Raw genomic sequence first — 19,706 nt, 5'->3', positions numbered from 1 at the left:
TATAAGAAATATTGCCGAGATAACTAGTGCTAATCTAAGATTGTTTGATCAAGTGCAGCAAAAGTATTCAAATTGTGTGTGTTTTCAACACTGTTGTCTAAAACAATGGCGTGAATAGGGCGTCAGTGTTAGCATTATCATTGAACTACAGCAACTCAAATAGCGCGTTATGTCACAAGATTATCAAGCAACTCAAGTTACTCTCGAACAAAATGAACTGTTTATTATGCCAAGCGAAGTACACGGCGTTATTACCGGCTTACTTGCTTGCGGCATTGATATTGAAGATAAAGAATACCTAACAATTTTAAGCGATGTGTTTAATGACGGCATTGCATTTTCTGGCGATCTGAAAAAGTTATTAGTGGGCTTTTATAGCCAAATTCGCAGCACGCTAGACAATCGAGAACTGCAATTTGAGTTGTACCTGCCAGACGAAGATGAATCGCTACATGACAGAGCAAACGCTTTAGTATCATGGGTGTCAGGTTTTCTACTGGGTTTTGGCTTAAAACAAAAAGACTACGGCAAGTTATCCGCAGAGGTAAAAGAAGTTATTCACGACTTTACCGAGATTAACCAAATGGATACAACCTTTGATGAAAGCGAAGAAGATAAACAAGCGTTTCACGAAGTAGTTGAATATGTGCGTATTTCGGTACATTTATGTTTTGCTGAACTCGGTAAAATTGAACAGCAAAACGCCGCGGTTAACACCACCATTCACTAAGCCGTAGGAAGTAATATGACACACCCACTTTCAATTTCAGTTGAAGAAGTAAATGCGCGTCGCAGTAAATTACTTGATGCAATGGCAGATAACTCAGTTGCGATTATTCCTGCCGCTGTTGAAATAACCCGTAGTCGTGATACTGAATTTGCGTTTCGCCAAGACAGTGATTTTTTCTATTTAACGCAATTTCCAGAGCCTGACGCAGTGCTCGTACTGGTAAAAGGCGAAACGGCAGAGTCGCACTTATTTTGTCGCGAGAAAGATAAATTAGCAGAGATTTGGTGTGGCCGTCGTATCGGTGCTGAAAAAGCAAAACAAGACTACGGTTTTGATAATGCATTCACATTAGCAGAACTTGACGACAGCTTGATTGATTTAGTGTCTGGTAAACAAACACTTTATTACGCACAAGGCACTTACAAAGAATTCGATGACAAAGTATGGTCGCTGTTAAGCACATTACGCGGTGCGCCAAAGCGTGGCTGGAAAGCACCAACGGTGATTAGTGATATTCGCAGCACTTTGCATGAAATGCGTCTGTTTAAATCAGATGCTGAGCTTGCAATTATGGCTAAAGCAGGGGAAATCAGTGCACAAGGCCATATTCGTGCAATGCAATTTGCTAAAGCCGGAGCGACCGAATATCAATTAGAAGCTGAACTTCATCACCATTATGCAATGAATGGTGCGCGCCACCCAGCGTATGGCACTATTGTTGGCGGCGGCGATAACGCTAATATTTTACACTACACCGAAAACAGCGATGTACTCAATGATGGCGATTTAGTGCTGATTGATTCTGGTTGTGAGCTAAATGGCTATGCAGCAGATATTACCCGTACCTTCCCAGTAAATGGCAAGTATAGTGACGCGCAGCGTGAAGTATATGACTTAGTCTTAAAAGCGCAGCTAGCGGCACTTGAAATGGTAAAACCAGGCAATACCCTAAAACAAACTGCTGATGTTGTGGTGCGTATTTTAACGCAAGGATTAGTTGATTTAGGTATTTTAAACGGCGATATCGACAGCCTGATTGCAAACGAAAAATACAAAGATTACTACATGCATGGCTTAGGCCATTGGTTAGGGTTAGATGTACACGATGTTGGTGAATATAAATTAGACGATCAAGACCGTCCATTTGCGCCAGGCATGGTACTGACGATTGAACCGGGGTTATATATTGCTAACGATAGCGACGCACCAGAGAAGTACCGCGGTATTGGTATTCGCATTGAAGATGATGTGGTCGTTACAGAACAAGGTCATCAAAATCTTACTGCAAGTGTGCCAAAAGAAATTGACGAAATTGAAGCAATAATGGCTCAGTAATCTCAGGTATAAAGCTATGTTCGATATTGTAATTGTAGGCGGTGGTTTAACTGGTGCGTGCGCAGCCCTTAGCTTAAAGTTGCGCAACCCAAAGTTAACTATCGCCGTGATAGAAGCGTTTGTTGCAACTGATGAAAGTCAACCAAGCTTTGACGACCGCAGTATTGCATTGGCAAGTGAGTCATTTAAATATTTATCGGCACTTAATTTGTTAGATGCCAATAATGACTTTACTGCGGCAATAAACGATGTATTAGTATCTGATCGCGGCCATTTTGGTAAAACCCAAATATCGAGCGCAGAATATCAAGTACCAGCGCTTGGTTATGTGGTTGAGGTAAGACCATGGGGCCAACAATTACATAAAAAGATGGCATCACAAGGTATAGAATTGTACTGCCCAGATAAGGTGAGTACTTACCAACAGCACGTGAGCAGAGTTGACCTCACGCTTGAATCAGGCGCTGAGATTACCGCCAAATTGATGCTGGTGGCAGATGGCGCGCATTCTAAAACATTGGCGCCATTGCACATTCAAACCGAAACCCTTGATTATGATCAAGTGGCACTGATCGCCAATATTGAGGTGGCAGACGGTCACCACAATAAAGCATTTGAACGTTTTACAGAAACAGGCCCAATGGCACTATTACCAATGACGAAAAATCGTTTTTCATTGGTGTGGTGTGTTAAACCTGAACAGCAAGAGACTTTATTAGCACTGCCAGACGACGAATTTATAGCACAATTACAGACATCATTTGGCTATCGAGCGGGACTTTTCACCAAAGTGGGTATGCGTGCAGCGTATCCTCTTAAAGTGGGTAAGCCGGAGCGTTTAATGCATCATCGTGTTGCGATTTTAGGCAATGCTGCTCATCTTGTTCACCCTATTGCCGGTCAAGGCTTTAACCTTGGTTTGCGCGATGTGATATTACTTGAAAAGCTCGTGACTGACGCACTTGCAGCAAAACAAGATATTGGCGATGTAAGTTTGCTTAATCGATACCAAGTTGAGCGAAATCAAGATGTTGACACTGTGTTGTGGTTAACTGATGCTCTCGTTAGAGGATTTTCTAATGATAACCGTGCGTTTGCATTAACGCGCAGTCTTGTTTTAACCGCTATGGCCAAGTGTAAACGTGTAAAAGCGCCACTAGCAAAACAACTGATGGGGAATGTAGGTTAGTGAAACAGGTTCAAGCAATTGTTGTTGGTGGTGGCTGCATTGGGTTAAGCGTAGCGCTAGGCTTAGCTAATCTTGGTAAAAAGGTGTTATTGATTGATGCAGGCAAGCCAGCTCAGGTAGATAGCGAGGAGTTTGCTTTACGAGTCAGCGCGATTAGTAAAGCAAGCCAAGCACTTTTTGAAAAACTAGGGATCTGGCAGGGCATTCAAGCCCAGCGCTTAGCTGCTTACACCAATATGGATGTACGTGATAAAGATTCAATTGGTCGCATTCACTTTGCCAGTAACGAACTCGATTTATCTGAGCTTGGTCATATTGTCGAAAACGAAGTGATCCGTCAGGCGCTGATTGCTCAATGTGAAAAAAACGACAATTTAGAAATTTTGTTCGAAACACCGTATAGCAGCATTCATCAAACCGATGAACAAGTATTGGTTACCCTTGCTTCTGGTGAGCCGGTTATGGCAGAGCTATTAATTGCGTGCGATGGCGCAAATTCAGCAATTCGCAGCCAATTTAAAATGCCAATTACGTTTTGGGATTATGACCATCACGCAATAGTGGCAACCGTTAAAAGCCAAGTTCCACACGTAAATACAGCGCGCCAAGTGTTTTTACCTACAGGCCCGCTCGCATTCTTGCCATTACCTGAGCAAAATACCCACTCAATTGTGTGGTCTACTTCGCCGGAACATGCCAAACAACTATTGGCAATGGAAGAGGGCGAATTTAATAAAGCACTTACTGCTGCATTTGATAGTGAACTAGGTTTATGTCGTGTAAATAGCCAACGACTGAGTTTCCCACTTAAAATGCGCTATGCAAGAAAGTGGGTCGAAAATCGCGTGATTTTAATGGGGGATGCGGCGCATACCATTCACCCGCTAGCTGGCCTTGGCATGAATTTGGGCTTAAAAGATGTAGCAAAATTACTACAGTTAGTTGCAGATGAACAAAGTAGTGTATTTGCCAGTGGCAAACTATTGCGTCAATACGAAATGGCACGAAAAGCCGATGCACAAACGCATATTGCAATGATGCAAGGTTTAAAAGAGCTGTTTGAAGGCAGCAACCCAGTTAAAAAGCTGATCCGTGGCATTGGTTTAAATGTGGTTGATGCCGCTAAACCAATAAAGCACTTGTTTGCTGAAAAAGCACTGCAATAACGTCTCCTAGTTTGGCGCATAATGCGCCAAATCTTTGCACTTATGTCTATCTCTCAAACAGCCATCGGACCTCTCGATACATACAATAACGCGTTAGCTAATGGTTTTAAACATGATGCGGCGCAAGCGGTTGCTGTCGCTGCGCTGCAAGATTGTTATTTAGCTTTGGAAAATAAGCGAAAAGCCGTAACAGGCGTTTATTTATACGGCCCTGTAGGCCGTGGTAAAACCTGGTTGATGGACAGCTTTTTCAACGCATTAACTGTGCCTGCAAAGCGTCAACATTTTCATCACTTTATGCGCTGGGTACATCAACGCTTATTTCAATTAACAGGTCGTGAAAACCCGCTTAATTTGCTTGCAAGCGAACTGGCAAGTGAAGTTGATGTACTGTGTTTTGATGAGTTTTTCGTTAGCGATATTGGCGATGCAATTTTATTAAGTGGTTTGGTACAGGCGTTTTTTGACCAAGGTTTAGTGCTGGTGGCCACCTCTAATCAGCACCCTAATGCGCTTTACGAAAATGGTTTTAATCGTGAAAGGCTGCTTCCTGCCATTAATGCGTTAAAACAACATATGCAGGTGTTAAGTGTTGATGGTGGGCAAGATCATCGCTTACACCCAGGTGAACAATTTTGTCGCTATTGGGTCAATCAAGCAAGCGCATTAGAAACGAGTTTTACCAATACGTTTTTAGCACTGGACCAGCAGCAAATGATAACCACACCGTTTGAGTTAGGTCATCTACAAATTCCAATACATAAGCGCTGCGAGCAATTGCTTTTGTGTGATTACAGTGCGTTATGCGAGCAACCATTAGCTGCGGTCGATTTTATTGTTTTGTGTGATTCGTTTAAGGCCATATTTTTAGACAAGGTACCGCAACTTTCATGTCAGTCGGTTACAAAGCAAATAGCGCGGGGCACTGAAGATGGTGCGGTGCGCGTTGCTGCTGGCGATCGTGAATTGCCAATGCTGTCGCGAAAAGACGATGGCGTGCGCCGCTTTATCGGCTTAGTTGATGAGTGCTATGACCGTTCAATTCCACTTTACATTAATGCCGATGTGCCTTTAGATGAACTATATACGCAAGGCATTTTGGCGTTTTCATTTAGGCGTACACTAAGTCGTTTGAATGAAATGCAGCTTGCGCGTTTTCAGTACAAACCCTAAACAAAATACTGTGGAAACAAAGTATTATTGAAAATTCAGTGTTTTACATGAGCAAGATCAAGCAATTTTAAAAAGCTTATCTATACTGTGTAACGGAACCAATAATAAAAAAGGAAACACAATGAGCCTAGCGACAGAACAAATCACCGATTTAGAATTACTTTTAAAATTTCCTACAGCGAGTGCGATGCAAGGTCTTAAAATTCATCATGATGCGCCAGAAAGTATGCAGGCCTCGGCAAAACGTTTATTTGATCGTGGCATTATTGATCAAGTAGATGGTGGCTATCTAACCGAGTTAGGGCATGAACTGCAACAACACGCATTACATTTAACCAACGCACTAAAATAATACCGCGCAAAATAAACAGTCCAAAACCTGTCTAGATTGGTGTAATCTAGACAGGCTACGTTAAATAAGGACTGTTATGTTTAATCTTAAATTTCCCCTTTTATCTATTTGTTTATTGAGTAGTTTTGCGTCTTATAGTGCAATTTATAAGTGCGAAATTGATGGTGTACTAACGTTTAGCGATACCCCATGCAGTGATAAATACGAGAAAATCGAAGTCAGTCCACAAGTAATCAAAAAGCGCCCGCAGTCGGGAGTGAAGCAAAATACCGATTCGACCGATAACTATGTTAAATCTCGTCAGTTAAAGCGCGAGATAGATAAAGTGAAAGCGCGTATTAAAAAGCTACAAAAAGACATGGATGCCGAGATAAACGAGGTTAAAAACATGACAGTGCGTACTGCAAATAACCTTTATGGTGCCACTCGTTCAGAAGCGTTAGCACTTGAAATGAATGCCATTACAGAACGTTACAAATCGTCTATTGAGTTAGAGCAAGGTAATTTGGAACGTTTGCAAAAAGAACTAAATAAGCTTAATAACAGTAGTCAAAGTAGCGGTTTTAGCGGTAACTCACACGAGCAAGAATTAAATCGCATTGGCAGTTATGTTGAACAGCGCGCGGTAGAGCGAAAAATAGCGAATAATAATGCGCAAATAAAGCGTTTACAGCGTGAAATGAATGACGAATTAGCAGCGTTAAAAAATCAATCTGGGCAAGCCAAAAGCAATATAGCTGGCGCCAAACTGCAGCAATCGCTGGCACAAGAAATGGCCGCAATTAACAAACAATATCAAGTAAAAATCGATGCACTGGTAAGCGATAATACACTGCTACGAGCACAAAAAAATAAAGCGCCAAAATCATCCTCGCAGAATTTTAACGGTGATGGAGAACACTAAATACAGTTATACTACCTTTTGACAATCTTGAATTAATCTTTACCTAACTAAGTGTTTGACTTAGTTGGGTTATTTTTTTTTCAAATCCTTTCTTTTTGGCATGTTATAAGATGTGATAACCAAATATAGCTACGTAAACTAGCCTTTTTGATGGTTGATAACTGTTCAATCAAACATTGCTTAACCTGAATTCAGGTTGCTTAGCCAATTCATTAAAGAGGAACTTAACATGGCTGATTCAAGTTTATATTTGGTAAAACTGCAATTTAAACCCGAAGCACTAGGTGCTGGATCTATGGTGTTACAGCTAGCCGTTAATCCAAGCACAGGTACAATTAACGGTGCAGCAGAAGGACATATTTTAGAAGGCACGCAGCATTCGCCAAGCTTTACAGGAAGTGGTTCAGGGCATTTGCATGCAACAGGCTTAGGCACAAGTACAAAAGTGGCGGCATTAACCGGTAACGCTGTTGTATCATTCCCACCACCTGCGATTGGCAGTTATCAAACTAATTTTACCGCATCGCTCTCTGTTGATAATAACTGGAGCGGTACAGGCAGTTTCTCTGTAGGTGATAATACCTATGCATGTCAGGTATCTATGATTGATTAATAGGGCTTGAAACCCCTGTAAAAAATAAACGCGCCCCCTAAAAAAAGCCTGTGAAAACACAGGCTTTTTGTTGGGTGCCAAAATATAAACGAGGTTAATTGCCAAGCTTATGTTTATATGTCCACAGATGCAGCATTTCGAGCGCAATGGTGGCGCCTGCAAGTGCGGTGATTTCGCTGTTATCGTAAGCGGGAGCAACTTCTACCACATCCATTCCTACAATATTCAGCCCTTTTAATTCGCGAAGAATATTGAGCGCTTTGTCGGTGGTTAAGCCACCACATACTGGTGTGCCCGTACCTGGTGCAAACGCAGGGTCAAGCGCGTCAATATCAAATGTTAGATAGACAGGTAGTTCACCCACTGAGTGTTTAATCATCTCGGCAATCGTGTGTGCCGATAGTGCATTACTTTCAGCGCCATCAATCACTTTAAAGCCATGCTCAGCTTGGGTGTAATTAGTGCGAATACCCACTTGCACCGAACTGTTTTTGTCGATGAGTCCCTCGTTTGGCGCATGGTAAAACATAGTGCCATGATCATACTGACTGCCATTAGCATAGGTATCGGTGTGCGCATCAAAGTGAACTAACGCCATTTTGCCAAAACGTTTTGCATGGGCGCGCAACAGCGGCAAAGTAACAAAGTGATCGCCACCAAAACTTAAAAGGCTTTTACCTTGCTCTAAAAGTTGTATTGCTGCATCTTCTACTTGTTGTGTAAAGCCTTCGCTATCGCCCGGTGCAAACACCAAGTCGCCTGCATCAATTACAGTACAGTGGTCGTTTAGTGTAAATGGCCAAGGGTAACGGGTTTCTTCCCATGCAAGATTAACAGATGCGTGGCGCATCGCATCTGGGCCCATGCGGGCACCAGAGCGACCAGAAGTTGCCATATCAAATGGCAAGCCAAGTACAACCACATCAGCATCACTTGATGTTGGGTCGTTAACTAATGGCTGGCGCATAAAAGTTGCGCCGTTGCCAAAAAGCATGCCGTTGTGTTTTTCAAAAACTTTAACCATAGGTTAAATATCTTCCAAGTAGGTGTAGCCTTTTAAACCTGCATCTAGCTCAGCAAGTACTTCGCTGCGCTCGTGCTCAGGTAATTTACTATTCGCTAATTGAGCAAATGCGAGTCTGAATTCTTCTGCATCTAAGTGCACATAACGCAGCATATCTTCTACGCTGTCGCCTTCGTTAATTTCAACAATTTCGCTGTTGCCATCTTCATTTACATTGACTACCACACTGTGAGTGTCACCAAATAGGTTGTGCATATCACCTAAGATTTCTTGATAAGCGCCCACTAAGAAAAAGCCTAACAAGTAAGGTGAATCGGCTTGCCAATTTGGCACTGGCAAGGTGGTTTCAATACCTTGGCCATCTACGTACTGGTCGATTGTGCCATCTGAGTCACAGGTAATATCAAGTAGCACTGCACGGCGATCTGGCATAGTTTGTAAGCCAGAAAGCGGTAACACTGGAAACACTTGATCAATACCCCATGCATCTGGCAGCGATTGAAATAGCGAAAAATTAACAAAGAATTTATCTGCTAATCGCTCGTTTAACTCGTCCATAATTGGCCGATGAAAACGGTTTTTTCCATCCATCAACTGCTGTAGCTCGTAGTTAATGCGCAGTGTCATTTGTTCTGCCCATGCGCGTTGCTCAAGGCTTAAAAGCCCCATTGCAAACTGACTATGTACTTCCGCTAAATCACTTATGCAATCGTGATAAATCTCAATCAGTGCTCGGTCATCAACACGGTTATTAAGTTGTAACCACGAACGCCACATGTTTTGTAAAAGTAGTGGTGCATCGCTTTCAAGCGCTGGCAATTCTTCAACCTGATACGATTCAGTGCCAATCACATTGGTAATAAGTACCGCGTGATGCGCTGTTAACGCGCGGCCTGACTCTGAAATAATCATCGGCATTGGTTGCTCATACTGTTTACACATGTCGCCAATGGTGTAGACAATGTTATTTGCATATTCAGCAAGTGAGTAATTCATAGAATTGCTCGATTGGCTGCGCGTGCCGTCGTAATCAATGGCTAAACCACCACCTACATCCATACAGACTAAATTTGCACCTAAACGGCGCAATTCACAGTAAAAACGTGCTGCTTCACTGACACCTGTGCGCACATCGCGAATGTTCGCCATTTGTGAACCTAAGTGAAAGTGAACAAGTTGTAGTGCGCTTTCCATTTTGTGCGATTTAAGTTCAGCTAATACGCTTAATACTTGTGATGCAGATAAACCAAACTTTGATTTTTCACCACCGCTTGCTTGCCACTTGCCTTTACCTTGCGATGCTAGACGTACGCGCACACCTAAGCGTGGGCTTACGCCAAGTTTGTGTGCTTCTTCAAGCACCATTTCAAGTTCAGAACGTTTCTCAAGCACAATATTAACTTTGTGACCAAGCTTTTCGCCGATAAGTGCTAAGCGAATGTATTCACGGTCTTTATAACCGTTACACACAATCACAGAGCTGACTTTTTGTGCCATCGCAAGTACTGCGAGTAGCTCAGCTTTACTGCCAGCTTCTAAACCTAATTGCTTTACCGATTGGCTAGCTTGGCTTGCTAAAATTTCTTCCACCACTTCGCGTTGTTGGTTTACTTTAATTGGATAAACCAGCAAGTAGTTGTTGCTGTAATCATAGCTTTCAATAGCTGCGTTAAACGCATTACATAAGCTATGTACACGGTGGTGTAAAATCTGCGGAAATCGCACAAGTGCTGGTAACGATAACCCTTGCTGTTGAATTTGTTCGGCAATTTTAGACAAACTTACTGCATGCATTGGCTTCGCCATATTTGGTGACACAGTAATTTCGCCTTGATCATTAATGCCATAATAACCTTGGCTCCAATGAGGTACATTGTAGCTTGCACGAACATGTTCAATTGCAGTGGTTTCTTTCATTTCTACCCTTAAAAAATAAATCGGTCATAAGACCAAAAAGTGCGCGCATTTAAATGGAATAGGGGGGTGAAGTCCAACACAAAATTTTTGTCGTATCGACAATTATTATGTTGTGAAAAAGCGCATTAAAATAATTTATTTTTAACGAGTTACAGGCTATAAACCAAAAGCAAATTGGTGACCCAGAATTGCGGTTAACTGGTTTTACTCGGAGCGACTACATGCGTGAACTAGCGCACAACGAACATCGGCTAACGATAAGCTTTTTAGGACATTCGCTTGATACACTAAAAGTGGATGAAAATTTTTTAGCACAGTCAAATGTAATCAAAATTCGCGATGTCTATGGTATTAGGCTTGAAACAAAACAAGCTTGGTTATTTGATTATGCGGTTTTGGTGTGTTGGGATTTTACACCTTTCGAGCTTGAGCAGTTAATACAACAGTTAGATGATGTAATTATTGCACCGCTAAAACGCCCAAGTATTGATCATTACATATACTGTGAAGGCGAATGCAGTGAGTTTTATATTAAAAATGACTGCCTATTTTTAGAAAACTCAGATGATATGACTAAGTTGGCGCTTAGTCATGCGCTAGCGCAGTCGGCGAAGCTTGAGTTTTTTGAAGAGCAAGCTCAAGCGGTAATTAGCGAAAATGCATATTTATCTCAGCAGCTTGCGCAAACTGGCAAGGTGCCTTTAACCCGAAAAGAATTAGCAAAGTTACGTGGTACCTTGTTTAAAACCAGCACCGATATTAATTTGCACTTTAACTTGCTCGATACCCCCGAGTTCTTTTGGGATAACCCAAATTTAGAAGGGGTTTATCAGCAGCTAAGCAAATATTTAGACTTATTGCCACGTATACATATTTTGCAAAAGAAGCTCGACACCATTCACAACTTGGTCGACATGCTAAGTACCGAGCAAAACCACAAGCATTCTGCGTTTTTAGAGTGGGTGATTATTATTTTAATTGCTGTAGATATCGCGATTTATTTCTTTTAAGCCTGTGCTTAAATTTTAAAAGCAACAAAAAGCCTGTGTATCGCACAGGCTTTTTTTTACATGTTTTAGCCTCTAAATTAAATACTCAAATGTCTGATTGTGTCGCTTTAATGTATTAAATGACATTTTAAGCGAGGTATGATGAGCGCGTGGAGGTACACACATGACGATTAAACAAGTTTACTTTATTGCAAATGGATTTCAGGCGCTCGACTTATTTGGCCCGCTTGAAGCGTTTATGGAAACCAATAGTTTTAAACGCGGTGCTTACGATTGTAAGTTATTGGGCATAAATGGTGAGGACGTACAAACGGCATATCATCAAAAAGTGAGCGTTGACTTTACGCTAGAAGATGACTTTGAACTGGATGATTTGATTATTTGTGGTGGCACAGGCATGCGTACACTTGCGCTTAGTTACAATGAACTTGCAGCGCTCAAAAAAATAGCGTTAAGAGCGAAGCGCGTATTTAGTATTTGCACAGGCGCTTTTATTTTGGCCCAACTCTTTCAAGATAAAGCGTTAACGCTGACAACCCATTGGCGTCATGCAGCTAGTTTAGCCAAGCAACATCCCAATAAAATTGTTACACCAGAGCCACTCTTTATTCGTGACCACAGTATTTGGTCATCAGCTGGCGTGTTATCGGGTGTGGATCTTGCCCTTGCGATTATTCGTGAAGATTACGGCAACAGTATGGCGGCAAAAGTTGCGAAAGATTTGGTGGTATATTTACAGCGTGCAGGATCACAGCAGCAATATTCCGATGTGCTTGCGCTGCAATCGGGTGACAGTTTAAAACTTTCGCCACTTATCGACTGGCTAGCAACACAGCTTAATAATGCAATTTCGGTTTCGCGCATGGCAGAGTATTGCAGTTTAAGTGAAAGACAGCTTACGCGGTTGTTTAAGTTGCACCTTAACTGCACGCCGAGCCACTACTTTCGTACTCTAAAACTCAACCATGCACGGGATTTGTTATCTCAAGAAAACAGCAATTTACAACTAATCTCAAGCAAGCTGGGTTTTAATAACTACGATAGTTTTCGCCGCGCCTTTACCAAACAGTTTGGTGTGTCGCCTTCCCATTATTTAAATGGCACACGTCATTTTTCATCAATTACCAATAACACCTTTACTCAAAACACAGTGCTGCTAGGAGAAGGGAAATGAGAGCACGATTGATTTTAGCGATGCTGGTTGTTGCATCGTTTAATTTAAACGCAGCCAATTTAACAACAAAGCAGCAAAAACTGTGGTTAGAAGATATCGACTTTTATCAAAATGAAGTTAAAACAAAGCATATCAACCCTTTCCATACCTTGTCAGAAACTGAATTTAATAAGCGACTTAGAGACTTAAAAAATGATTTAGCGAACCTCAGTGAAGTAGAGCTAGAAGCACGCCTTATGGCAATAACCGGTGCTTTAGGTGATGGCCATAGTAACTACTTTATGATGTCTGGACCACATCAGCATTTTCCGTTTCGCTATAAATTTTTTGAAGGCACATTGCGCGTAGTTGATACAACAAACGCTTATCGATCGCTACGAGGCACAGAGTTAAAAACCATAAATGATAAAAGCGTGAGCGAACTATTTAACATTGTTTCGCCGCTATTACCCGGTGTGGATAACCAATTTAGTGCAAAAGTGAGTTTTGAATATTACCTAACGTTGCATAAGTTGTTACTGGGATTAAATATTGTAAAAGAGGGACAGCCTACAAAGTTTGAGTTTTGGCACGATGGCCAAGCGATTGAAAAAGAGATACTGCCTGTTTCAATGGGGGAGTTTGGCCAATTAAGTTCAGCTTTTTCGATAACAACGCCGAAGTTGCAAAATACAGATATTGCGATGCCGGGCATTAGATTAAGTTATTTTAACAAAAAGAACATCGCTTATTTTGCGTTTAAATCATACCCCAAATTTGAACAGGTTGTTGATAGTTGTACGGCGTTACAAACAGAGCTCAAAAGTGCGCAATCGCGGTATTTAGTGATTGACTTTAGAGGAAACGGTGGAGGTAATTTTTATACTGGTCTTGCATTTTCATCTTGCTTATTACCCCTTGACCAATTTGATTGGCAACACGGAGTTTATGTACTAACCGATAGCCAAACATTTTCAGCGGCCATGAGTAATACGGTGCAATATCAGCAGATTTTAAATGCAAAAATTGTTGGTACGCCAACTGGGGGCGACCCAAATCATTATGCAGAAAGTTATCGTTTTACTTTACCTAACTCAAAACGAAAGCTGAGTTTATCAAAGCGCTATTACGCCTTTGCAAAAGAGCCAACAGATGCCATCTATCCTGATATTCAAATAACACCAACTTGGCAAGACTATCAAAACGGCAAAGATACCGTGTTGTTCGGTGTGCTTAAGTTAATTAATCAACATAAGGGGCAATAATGTTAAAACTTAAACCAAACTGCGAGTGCTGTAACAAAGCTCTTTTGCCAACATCAACCGATGCAATGATATGCAGTTATGAATGCACGTTTTGTAAAACATGTGTTGAAAAGGTACTTTTAAACGTATGCCCGAATTGCGGTGGGAGTTTTAAGCCGAGATTAGCGGATGAAAAAAAGAAAAACCCGAATCTGATTAGTTGAGACTAAACGCGCTAACGTGTTAACTAAGTGGTATTGAAAGAAGGAGAAGTGGTTTATCTATTGCAATTATCGGATAAACCACAACTTAGTATTTAAGGGTGACCTAAGTGGTTACGAATAGACGTTCTGAATGTTCTTGCGTGGCTTAATCCAGAGCGACTCGTTTCCAGAACGTCCTTCTTTTCAGCGTTAAGGAAAGTGCACATATTTATATTTACCTTTGAAGTTTTTTCACGACATTCAACCACAGTATAAAGATGCCCATTGTGAGTAATATTAGGAATGGCATTCCATTGTTCTACTGCTGTTTGAATAGACAAACCTCTTTGACCGATTAACGATAACAATTGGTTATTTGTGTTATTTACATGATCGTTAATTGCTTGTGTGATTGTGCCGTTACCTCGCACTGTTCTGATTCTGCCGACCAAATCAGAGTCGTTATAAGTCATGGCGCGAGCACCTAACTTTAAAATACCATCGCTGTTATTGGTGCCTGTGCCGATAAAAGAAGAGTAGCCTTTAAAGTTTGCGCCTAAAGCATCTTTTGCCCAGCCACTACCGCCGCCACCTAACCGGTTTGAGTGGGTCAGTACTACATTGATAAAGGCTAAAAATAGCGATAAACGCAATCCCTCAACCTGAATTTGAGGTATATTGCGGTGGTGCCAAAGTGCTGCACCTGCTGCAAATAATTCCTGTTGAGCGGTAACTGCGGCTTCTGCAATCGCGATGACTATTCGCTGCTTTCTTCTATCTCCTACGAGCATTTTTATACAGTTTTCTCGGCGATTAGCATTGTTGCTTAGCAAACGATGTACCCCAACACCCACAGTGGTTTGTAGGCTACCACCAATACTGCTGGGGCGAAATTTACCCCAGCGGTTATCTGTAGTGCGTGTGCCGCCATAATTAAAGGTATTTTGGCCTGTTCTGACTCCGCGAGGACCCAATGCTTTCCACACTGAGTTGCGTAATCGCAGTAAATTAAGATCATTAATTCTATGGGGTTTAGAAACCAGCTCTGCAGGACTTGATTTACCAAAATTATCCGAGTCTTCAGGTGTTATATAAACACCTCTAAAATTTGCATAACTTCGCGAACGTACCAAGGGGGTACGTTTAAATACATCGTGAAAATTAGCTGCTTGAATAATGTCTTCGTTATTCCATTGAGAAGAAATAGTGCCAACACCTTCAACTTCAATTCCTATTAAAGGGTGGCCGGCAAGTGGTGCCGCTTCCGTATCTATCGGCATATAAACATCCTTTTTATTGCTTTGAACAGCAAATAATTTAGTTTTTATTATAGGAACAGAAATGCTACCACAGACATATAAAACAGCAAAAGTGTTTGTTATACAAAATAAATAATAATCAAACTTTATATAGTGCTAGTTTGTGTATGGGCGTAATAACATTTACTTAGCATCGCTAAAGCCAAATGATATTGCCAATATATTACGGAAATCAGACTTGTGTTTAAAAAGCCATAAAAAACAAAAAAGCCTGTGCAATGCACAGGCTTTTTATATGTTGGGGTCATCTAAACTAACCCCTTAAGTTTTTATTATTAAATGACTCTTTCTTCGTTTTATTTTGTTAGTGTTACATAGATTCTTTGCTAGCTTTAAATGAATCTTTATTTAAATTACTGTTTCTATTGGCAACCCAATTACTAAACGACATAGCTTTTTTATCAACAAATTTATGAAATGGGATGGCCAATATAATTGAAACTGTAATTGTTACAATTGAAGCTAAAATTGATGCTAGGGTATAGTTTTCTGATACAGCGTAAATGTATGAGAAAAAATATACGCCAAGAACATACAAAATAGGTAAATGAATTAGGTATATAGAAAACGAAATTTTTCCAAGAAAAACGCCAACTTTGCCAGAAAAGAAATTATTTAGCTCATTATTAAATAAAATAGCGTAAACGATTAAAATACCTGAAATAAAGTTACATAGGTTATAAGTTTTTCCGCCAATAATTTGTGTGAATATAAAATAGGAAGAACTATCGTTATGAGCTCCCGCAAGATATAAGCCTGTGATTAGAAGCAGTATTGAATATTTGAAATTGATAATACTGCCGTGGATACAGAAGATAAAGCCAATTATAAACCCTGCCAGCCCTAGCCCTAATAATGGGTTGAGCATCTTAGTGACTGTCAAAATTAAGATAACAAATAATAGTAAAATTGAGAAATATGACTTATTGAATTTGTTGAACAGGTATATAAGCAGAAACACTAGGAAAGAACCGATTAATTCAATTTTCATAGTCCATAAAACAGGGTTGTATAGGCTTTTACCTGATAAAAAAAACACATCTATAGCACCATTATAAAAAGCACCTAATAGTGAACCGTCAAAGTTACCGAAATTATTAATCCAATCAGTTAAACTTGGATGATTCATTTCAAATGAAGAAATTACCAAGTATGCCAACACGCATGATAGCAAAGCAGGCAACATAAGCCTTGGATACCTTTTTAAGCATGCTTTTTTTAATCTTGTATCTGAATAGTTATCAGTTAATACTTTTGTAAGAATGAAACCACTGAGCACGAAAAATACAAAAACAGCGGATAACCCAGAATATAAAAATCCAAATGGTAAATCGTATAAATAGCTTTGAATGGGGTATAACTTAAAGTCAGTATTTCCGGAGTGTAATATTGGAAAAAATGTCAAAGAAAGGTGCGAAAATACAACAATTAGGCAGGCAATGCCCCTAATACTCTCAACAGCAAGAAGTTTGTTAGTAACCATAACATTCCGTGTTTAATCTATTGATTTATAATTAATTTCAGATAAAGAAAAGCCGCTAAAAAGCGGCTTTGTCTGTGCTATTGGTGGAGCTGGGGGGATTTGAACCCCCGTCCGAAAAGCGTCGACCTTCGGTCCTACATGTTTAGTATCGTCTTTTGGTTAACCTTTAAATCTCGGACGAACACGATAAGTAAAGGCGAGGCCGCTTCAATTTAGCCCTTCAACCCCGGCCAGGGTTTCCGTAGCGATCTTGTGTAGGGTGACACTTCGAATCTCAGTCCACAAGCATACTTGAGTGAAGTGCTAGCGGGAATTAAGCCGCTAGAGCGTAAGAATCGTCGTTTGCGATTACTTTAAATACGGCTTTTTTACGAGGCCAGCCGCACCTCGACATGCACCTTAGGCTTCATGAATCCCGTCGAATCCTAATCAGCCCCTGAATTTGTTTCATCTGAATCATACTCAGTTGGCACGATTATAACGCTTAGTTTTTATGTTAAACAAGGGCAAAGCACAATTAACCGTATTTTAATGGTTTAATCGCTTTAAATTTAAACGAATATTGATTTGAAAGTGAGTTGGCAGGGATTGCTTACTTGTTAATATTGCCTAGCGCTATACAATGCAGCTGATTGAAATAATGGAGGTTTTCAATGAGTGCCAGTAAAACAATAATAATATGTTTGATGTGTATCGCGATGAACGCAGTTGCACAGAGTAAAGTAGCGCTGTCGATTAATGTTGAAAAACAGATTGGCAGCAACGTGTGGCAAGTAAGTTATCAATTGCCTAAATTTACTCAAACGTTAGATTTTTCTCACTTACCACCTCATTTTCTGACTAACCATTTTGCGCTTAAAGGCAAAGCGGTGGTTAAAGATGACAGTACAATTCAGCTAACGAATCTTAATGACATATTAATGCTTGAAGTATCCGATGGTTTTGATGTGAGTGAACTTAGATTTAATGCGCCGTTTATTAACTTTTCTAACAACGGCGCGTTTTATGCTGACTATTTCGTGCCGCATTCATTGAAAGTAGCGGACGAATTAATAACACGCGATGCGCTAAGCGTGACATTTAATATAACAGCAAATATGAAAAATGAGCAAAATCAGCGAACGCTCACCATTAATAACATATCGTCGTTGAATTTAGCGCAGTTTGTTAGTCTAACTTCACCGTCAAATGCCTCTAATCATGGTGTTTCTTTCGTTATTGAGCCAAATTTGCCAAATGAGTTTAAAGTGCAGCTTGAGCAAAATAGCGCTAAATTTATGGGTTATTTTAGCCAACAGTTTAATTCCCCTTTAAACCGCGACGTTACATTTTTGATTAACGCTAATAGCAATGCGCCATACATTGGTTTTTTGGGTAGCGCACTATCAAATCAAATTATGTTTGAGATATCAGGGCAAGATGCAGTGCTGCACCCGAGTAAATACCAACGAACAATTTATTTAACCCTAGCACATGAAGCGTTACACCTTTGGAATGCGCATTTTTGGCAACCATCAGATGGTACACCGATTTGGCTGTACGAAGGCTCTGCTGACTTTTTTGCCTATCGCGCAATGGTATATTCAGGTTTAATGCCACAATCGCATTTCGAGTACTTTTTACAGCTGCAACAAAAAGAGTGTTTAGAAGGGGTTAAACAAAATGCGCTTTCACATCTGGAGTCAACGCCATCAATTGGTGCAAGTTATCCTTGTGGTCGGGTATTTTTTGAAGTGTTAGCTAACGCGTTGAATAAAAATGCTTTTGAGCTTTGGCTTGAAATTATGAACGTAAGCGAAGGGCAAAGTTATTCGGTAGAAGATGTGTATGAGTTTATTGAAAGAGCCGAATTATCTGACTCGCTAAAACACGCGTTACAAGACATCTTATTTAACAATGAAAAAGCACATGACACGCTGAAAAGCATTATTTCAGCGCAATCGAAGAACTAAACGTGTCACTTAGCACGCGCAGCCAAAAGCTGCTTAGTGCATAAACCCATGTATTAAAAGTAACGGTGGTAATAAACCCCGCCGTTACTCACCTAATTGCTCAGAATCGTTTGGCATTGGCCAGCCTCCTAAGGCTTGCCATTTATTTACGATGTAACAATAAAGCTCGGCGGTGCGCTCGGTGTCGTACAGAGCACTGTGGGCTTGGCTGTTATCGAATTCAATGCCTGCGGCGCGACATGCTTTTGCAAGCACTGTTTGACCAACTGCTAAGCCAGCCAGGGTGGTTGTATCAAAACTCACAAATGGGTGAAACGGTGTGCGCTTAATATTATTGCGCTCAATTGCGGCATTTAAGAAGCCGTGATCAAAGGCCGCATTATGCGCTACTACAACACTGCGCTGACAACCTGCTGCTTTTTGTGCTTTGCGCACAGCTTTACAGATTTCTTTTATTGCTTCGTCTTCTTTTACCGCGCCACGCAAGGGCGAAAATGGGTCAATGCCATTAAATTCGATAGCTGATTGCTCAATATTGGCACCCTCAAACGGTTCTACGTGAAAATGCACTGTTTTGTCGATACTTAGTTCGCCTGAATCGTCCATTTTTAGTAGGCTGACAGCAATTTCTAACAATGCATCGGTTTTATTATTAAAGCCTGCGGTCTCGACGTCGATAACTACAGGAAAGAAACCGCGAAAACGCTTGGCAAATAAAGTTGTTGGTGCTTCAGCTTGAGACATATACTTACTTTCAGTGCTTATTAAGGCCGCGTATTATGTCAAAATTAGGTTGTTGCTGACCAGTAAAATATTACGCAAGGACGTTTGATTTAGGTATATTTATTGCTTAAATTTTAATAGGGTGTTGCTTGTTGCAGCGGTGTTTTAATTTAACCAAGCGTTTATCAGATTTAGGAGACCTCAGTGCGAGTAAAA

General features: G+C 40.7%; 18 protein-coding genes and 1 other RNA gene. 13 read left to right on the top strand and 6 right to left on the bottom strand.

Translation table 11 applies throughout. From position 1 onward, the window contains the following. Nucleotides 1-169 precede the first annotated feature (169 nt). The 8 genes from ACHSBP_RS10160 (at nt 170) to ACHSBP_RS10125 (ending at nt 7,462) form a co-directional block, all read left to right on the top strand. On the top strand, nt 170-730 hold the full coding sequence (locus ACHSBP_RS10160) for a UPF0149 family protein (RefSeq protein WP_010559630.1): 561 nt from the start codon (nt 170-172) through the stop codon (nt 728-730). A gap of 15 nt (nt 731-745) precedes the next feature. Beyond that, nucleotides 746-2,065 (top strand): Xaa-Pro aminopeptidase, encoded by a 1,320-nt coding sequence (pepP, locus tag ACHSBP_RS10155; RefSeq protein ID WP_010559631.1) that lies wholly within the window; start codon nt 746-748, stop codon nt 2,063-2,065. A gap of 16 nt (nt 2,066-2,081) precedes the next feature. After that, nucleotides 2,082-3,254 carry a 2-octaprenyl-6-methoxyphenyl hydroxylase gene (gene ubiH, locus ACHSBP_RS10150; protein WP_010559632.1) on the top strand — a complete coding sequence of 391 codons (1,173 nt, stop codon included), beginning with the start codon at nt 2,082-2,084 and terminating at the stop codon, nt 3,252-3,254. Next, nucleotides 3,254-4,420 carry an FAD-dependent monooxygenase gene (locus tag ACHSBP_RS10145; RefSeq protein WP_010559633.1) on the top strand — a complete coding sequence of 389 codons (1,167 nt, stop codon included), beginning with the start codon at nt 3,254-3,256 and terminating at the stop codon, nt 4,418-4,420. The genes ubiH and ACHSBP_RS10145 overlap by 1 nt, the downstream gene beginning before the upstream one ends. 21 nt (nt 4,421-4,441) lie before the next feature. Continuing rightward, nucleotides 4,442-5,593: a cell division protein ZapE gene (zapE, locus tag ACHSBP_RS10140; RefSeq protein ID WP_395388771.1), complete on the top strand. Its 1,152-nt coding sequence runs from the start codon at nt 4,442-4,444 to the stop codon at nt 5,591-5,593. Between the two features lie 121 nt (nt 5,594-5,714). Then, entirely contained in the window at nt 5,715-5,945 is a 231-nt protein-coding gene (locus tag ACHSBP_RS10135) for a TIGR02647 family protein (RefSeq protein WP_054980885.1), read from the top strand. Between the two features lie 76 nt (nt 5,946-6,021). Then, the gene (locus ACHSBP_RS10130) at nt 6,022-6,849 is read left to right on the top strand and encodes a hypothetical protein (protein WP_395388770.1); all 828 of its coding nucleotides are present in this window, start codon (nt 6,022-6,024) and stop codon (nt 6,847-6,849) included. 229 nt (nt 6,850-7,078) lie between these two features. Next, on the top strand, nt 7,079-7,462 hold the full coding sequence (locus tag ACHSBP_RS10125) for a DUF1842 domain-containing protein (RefSeq protein WP_100913786.1): 384 nt from the start codon (nt 7,079-7,081) through the stop codon (nt 7,460-7,462). Nucleotides 7,463-7,556: 94 nt separating this feature from the next. Here the strand turns inward: ACHSBP_RS10125 and speB are convergent, their stop codons facing one another. Together speB and speA are read right to left on the bottom strand one after the other, a co-directional pair. Beyond that, nucleotides 7,557-8,486: an agmatinase gene (gene speB, locus ACHSBP_RS10120; protein WP_395388769.1), complete on the bottom strand. Its 930-nt coding sequence runs from the start codon at nt 8,484-8,486 to the stop codon at nt 7,557-7,559. A gap of 3 nt (nt 8,487-8,489) precedes the next feature. Continuing rightward, nucleotides 8,490-10,403 carry a biosynthetic arginine decarboxylase gene (speA, locus tag ACHSBP_RS10115; protein ID WP_395388768.1) on the bottom strand — a complete coding sequence of 638 codons (1,914 nt, stop codon included), beginning with the start codon at nt 10,401-10,403 and terminating at the stop codon, nt 8,490-8,492. 221 nt (nt 10,404-10,624) lie between these two features. On the opposite strand from speA, the gene ACHSBP_RS10110 reads away from it, so the two are divergent. From ACHSBP_RS10110 to ACHSBP_RS10095, 4 genes are all read left to right on the top strand, one after another. Further along, nucleotides 10,625-11,413 carry an RMD1 family protein gene (locus ACHSBP_RS10110; protein WP_395388767.1) on the top strand — a complete coding sequence of 263 codons (789 nt, stop codon included), beginning with the start codon at nt 10,625-10,627 and terminating at the stop codon, nt 11,411-11,413. 163 nt (nt 11,414-11,576) lie between these two features. Next, nucleotides 11,577-12,587 (top strand): GlxA family transcriptional regulator, encoded by a 1,011-nt coding sequence (locus tag ACHSBP_RS10105; RefSeq protein ID WP_395388765.1) that lies wholly within the window; start codon nt 11,577-11,579, stop codon nt 12,585-12,587. After that, nucleotides 12,584-13,831, top strand: coding sequence for a peptidase S41 (locus tag ACHSBP_RS10100; protein ID WP_395388764.1), 1,248 nt, complete (start codon nt 12,584-12,586; stop codon nt 13,829-13,831). The genes ACHSBP_RS10105 and ACHSBP_RS10100 overlap by 4 nt, the downstream gene beginning before the upstream one ends. Next, entirely contained in the window at nt 13,831-14,034 is a 204-nt protein-coding gene (locus tag ACHSBP_RS10095) for a DUF1272 domain-containing protein (RefSeq protein WP_395388763.1), read from the top strand. The genes ACHSBP_RS10100 and ACHSBP_RS10095 overlap by 1 nt, the downstream gene beginning before the upstream one ends. 92 nt (nt 14,035-14,126) lie before the next feature. Here ACHSBP_RS10095 and ACHSBP_RS10090 read toward each other — a convergent pair whose 3' ends face one another. From ACHSBP_RS10090 to ssrA, 3 genes are all read right to left on the bottom strand, one after another. Beyond that, nucleotides 14,127-15,293 (bottom strand): hypothetical protein, encoded by a 1,167-nt coding sequence (locus ACHSBP_RS10090; protein ID WP_395388760.1) that lies wholly within the window; start codon nt 15,291-15,293, stop codon nt 14,127-14,129. A gap of 349 nt (nt 15,294-15,642) precedes the next feature. After that, a complete protein-coding gene (locus ACHSBP_RS10085; RefSeq protein WP_395388758.1) occupies nt 15,643-16,815 on the bottom strand; it encodes an acyltransferase family protein in 1,173 nt (390 codons plus the stop codon). 81 nt (nt 16,816-16,896) lie between these two features. Next, nucleotides 16,897-17,252: a transfer-messenger RNA gene (ssrA, locus tag ACHSBP_RS10080) on the bottom strand. 216 nt (nt 17,253-17,468) lie between these two features. Here ssrA and ACHSBP_RS10075 point away from each other — a divergent pair. Then, entirely contained in the window at nt 17,469-18,767 is a 1,299-nt protein-coding gene (locus ACHSBP_RS10075; protein WP_395388756.1) for a hypothetical protein, read from the top strand. Nucleotides 18,768-18,851: 84 nt separating this feature from the next. Here ACHSBP_RS10075 and rnt read toward each other — a convergent pair whose 3' ends face one another. Continuing rightward, the gene (gene rnt / locus ACHSBP_RS10070) at nt 18,852-19,511 is read right to left on the bottom strand and encodes a ribonuclease T (protein WP_010559647.1); all 660 of its coding nucleotides are present in this window, start codon (nt 19,509-19,511) and stop codon (nt 18,852-18,854) included. Nucleotides 19,512-19,706: the final 195 nt, after the last annotated feature.

It is taken from the genome of Pseudoalteromonas sp. XMcav1-K, from assembly GCF_044005875.1.
Lineage (GTDB): Bacteria > Pseudomonadota > Gammaproteobacteria > Enterobacterales > Alteromonadaceae > Pseudoalteromonas > Pseudoalteromonas spongiae.
The sequence above is the reverse complement of the archived record's forward strand: the minus strand, read 5'-3'. Positions and strand labels throughout refer to the sequence as shown.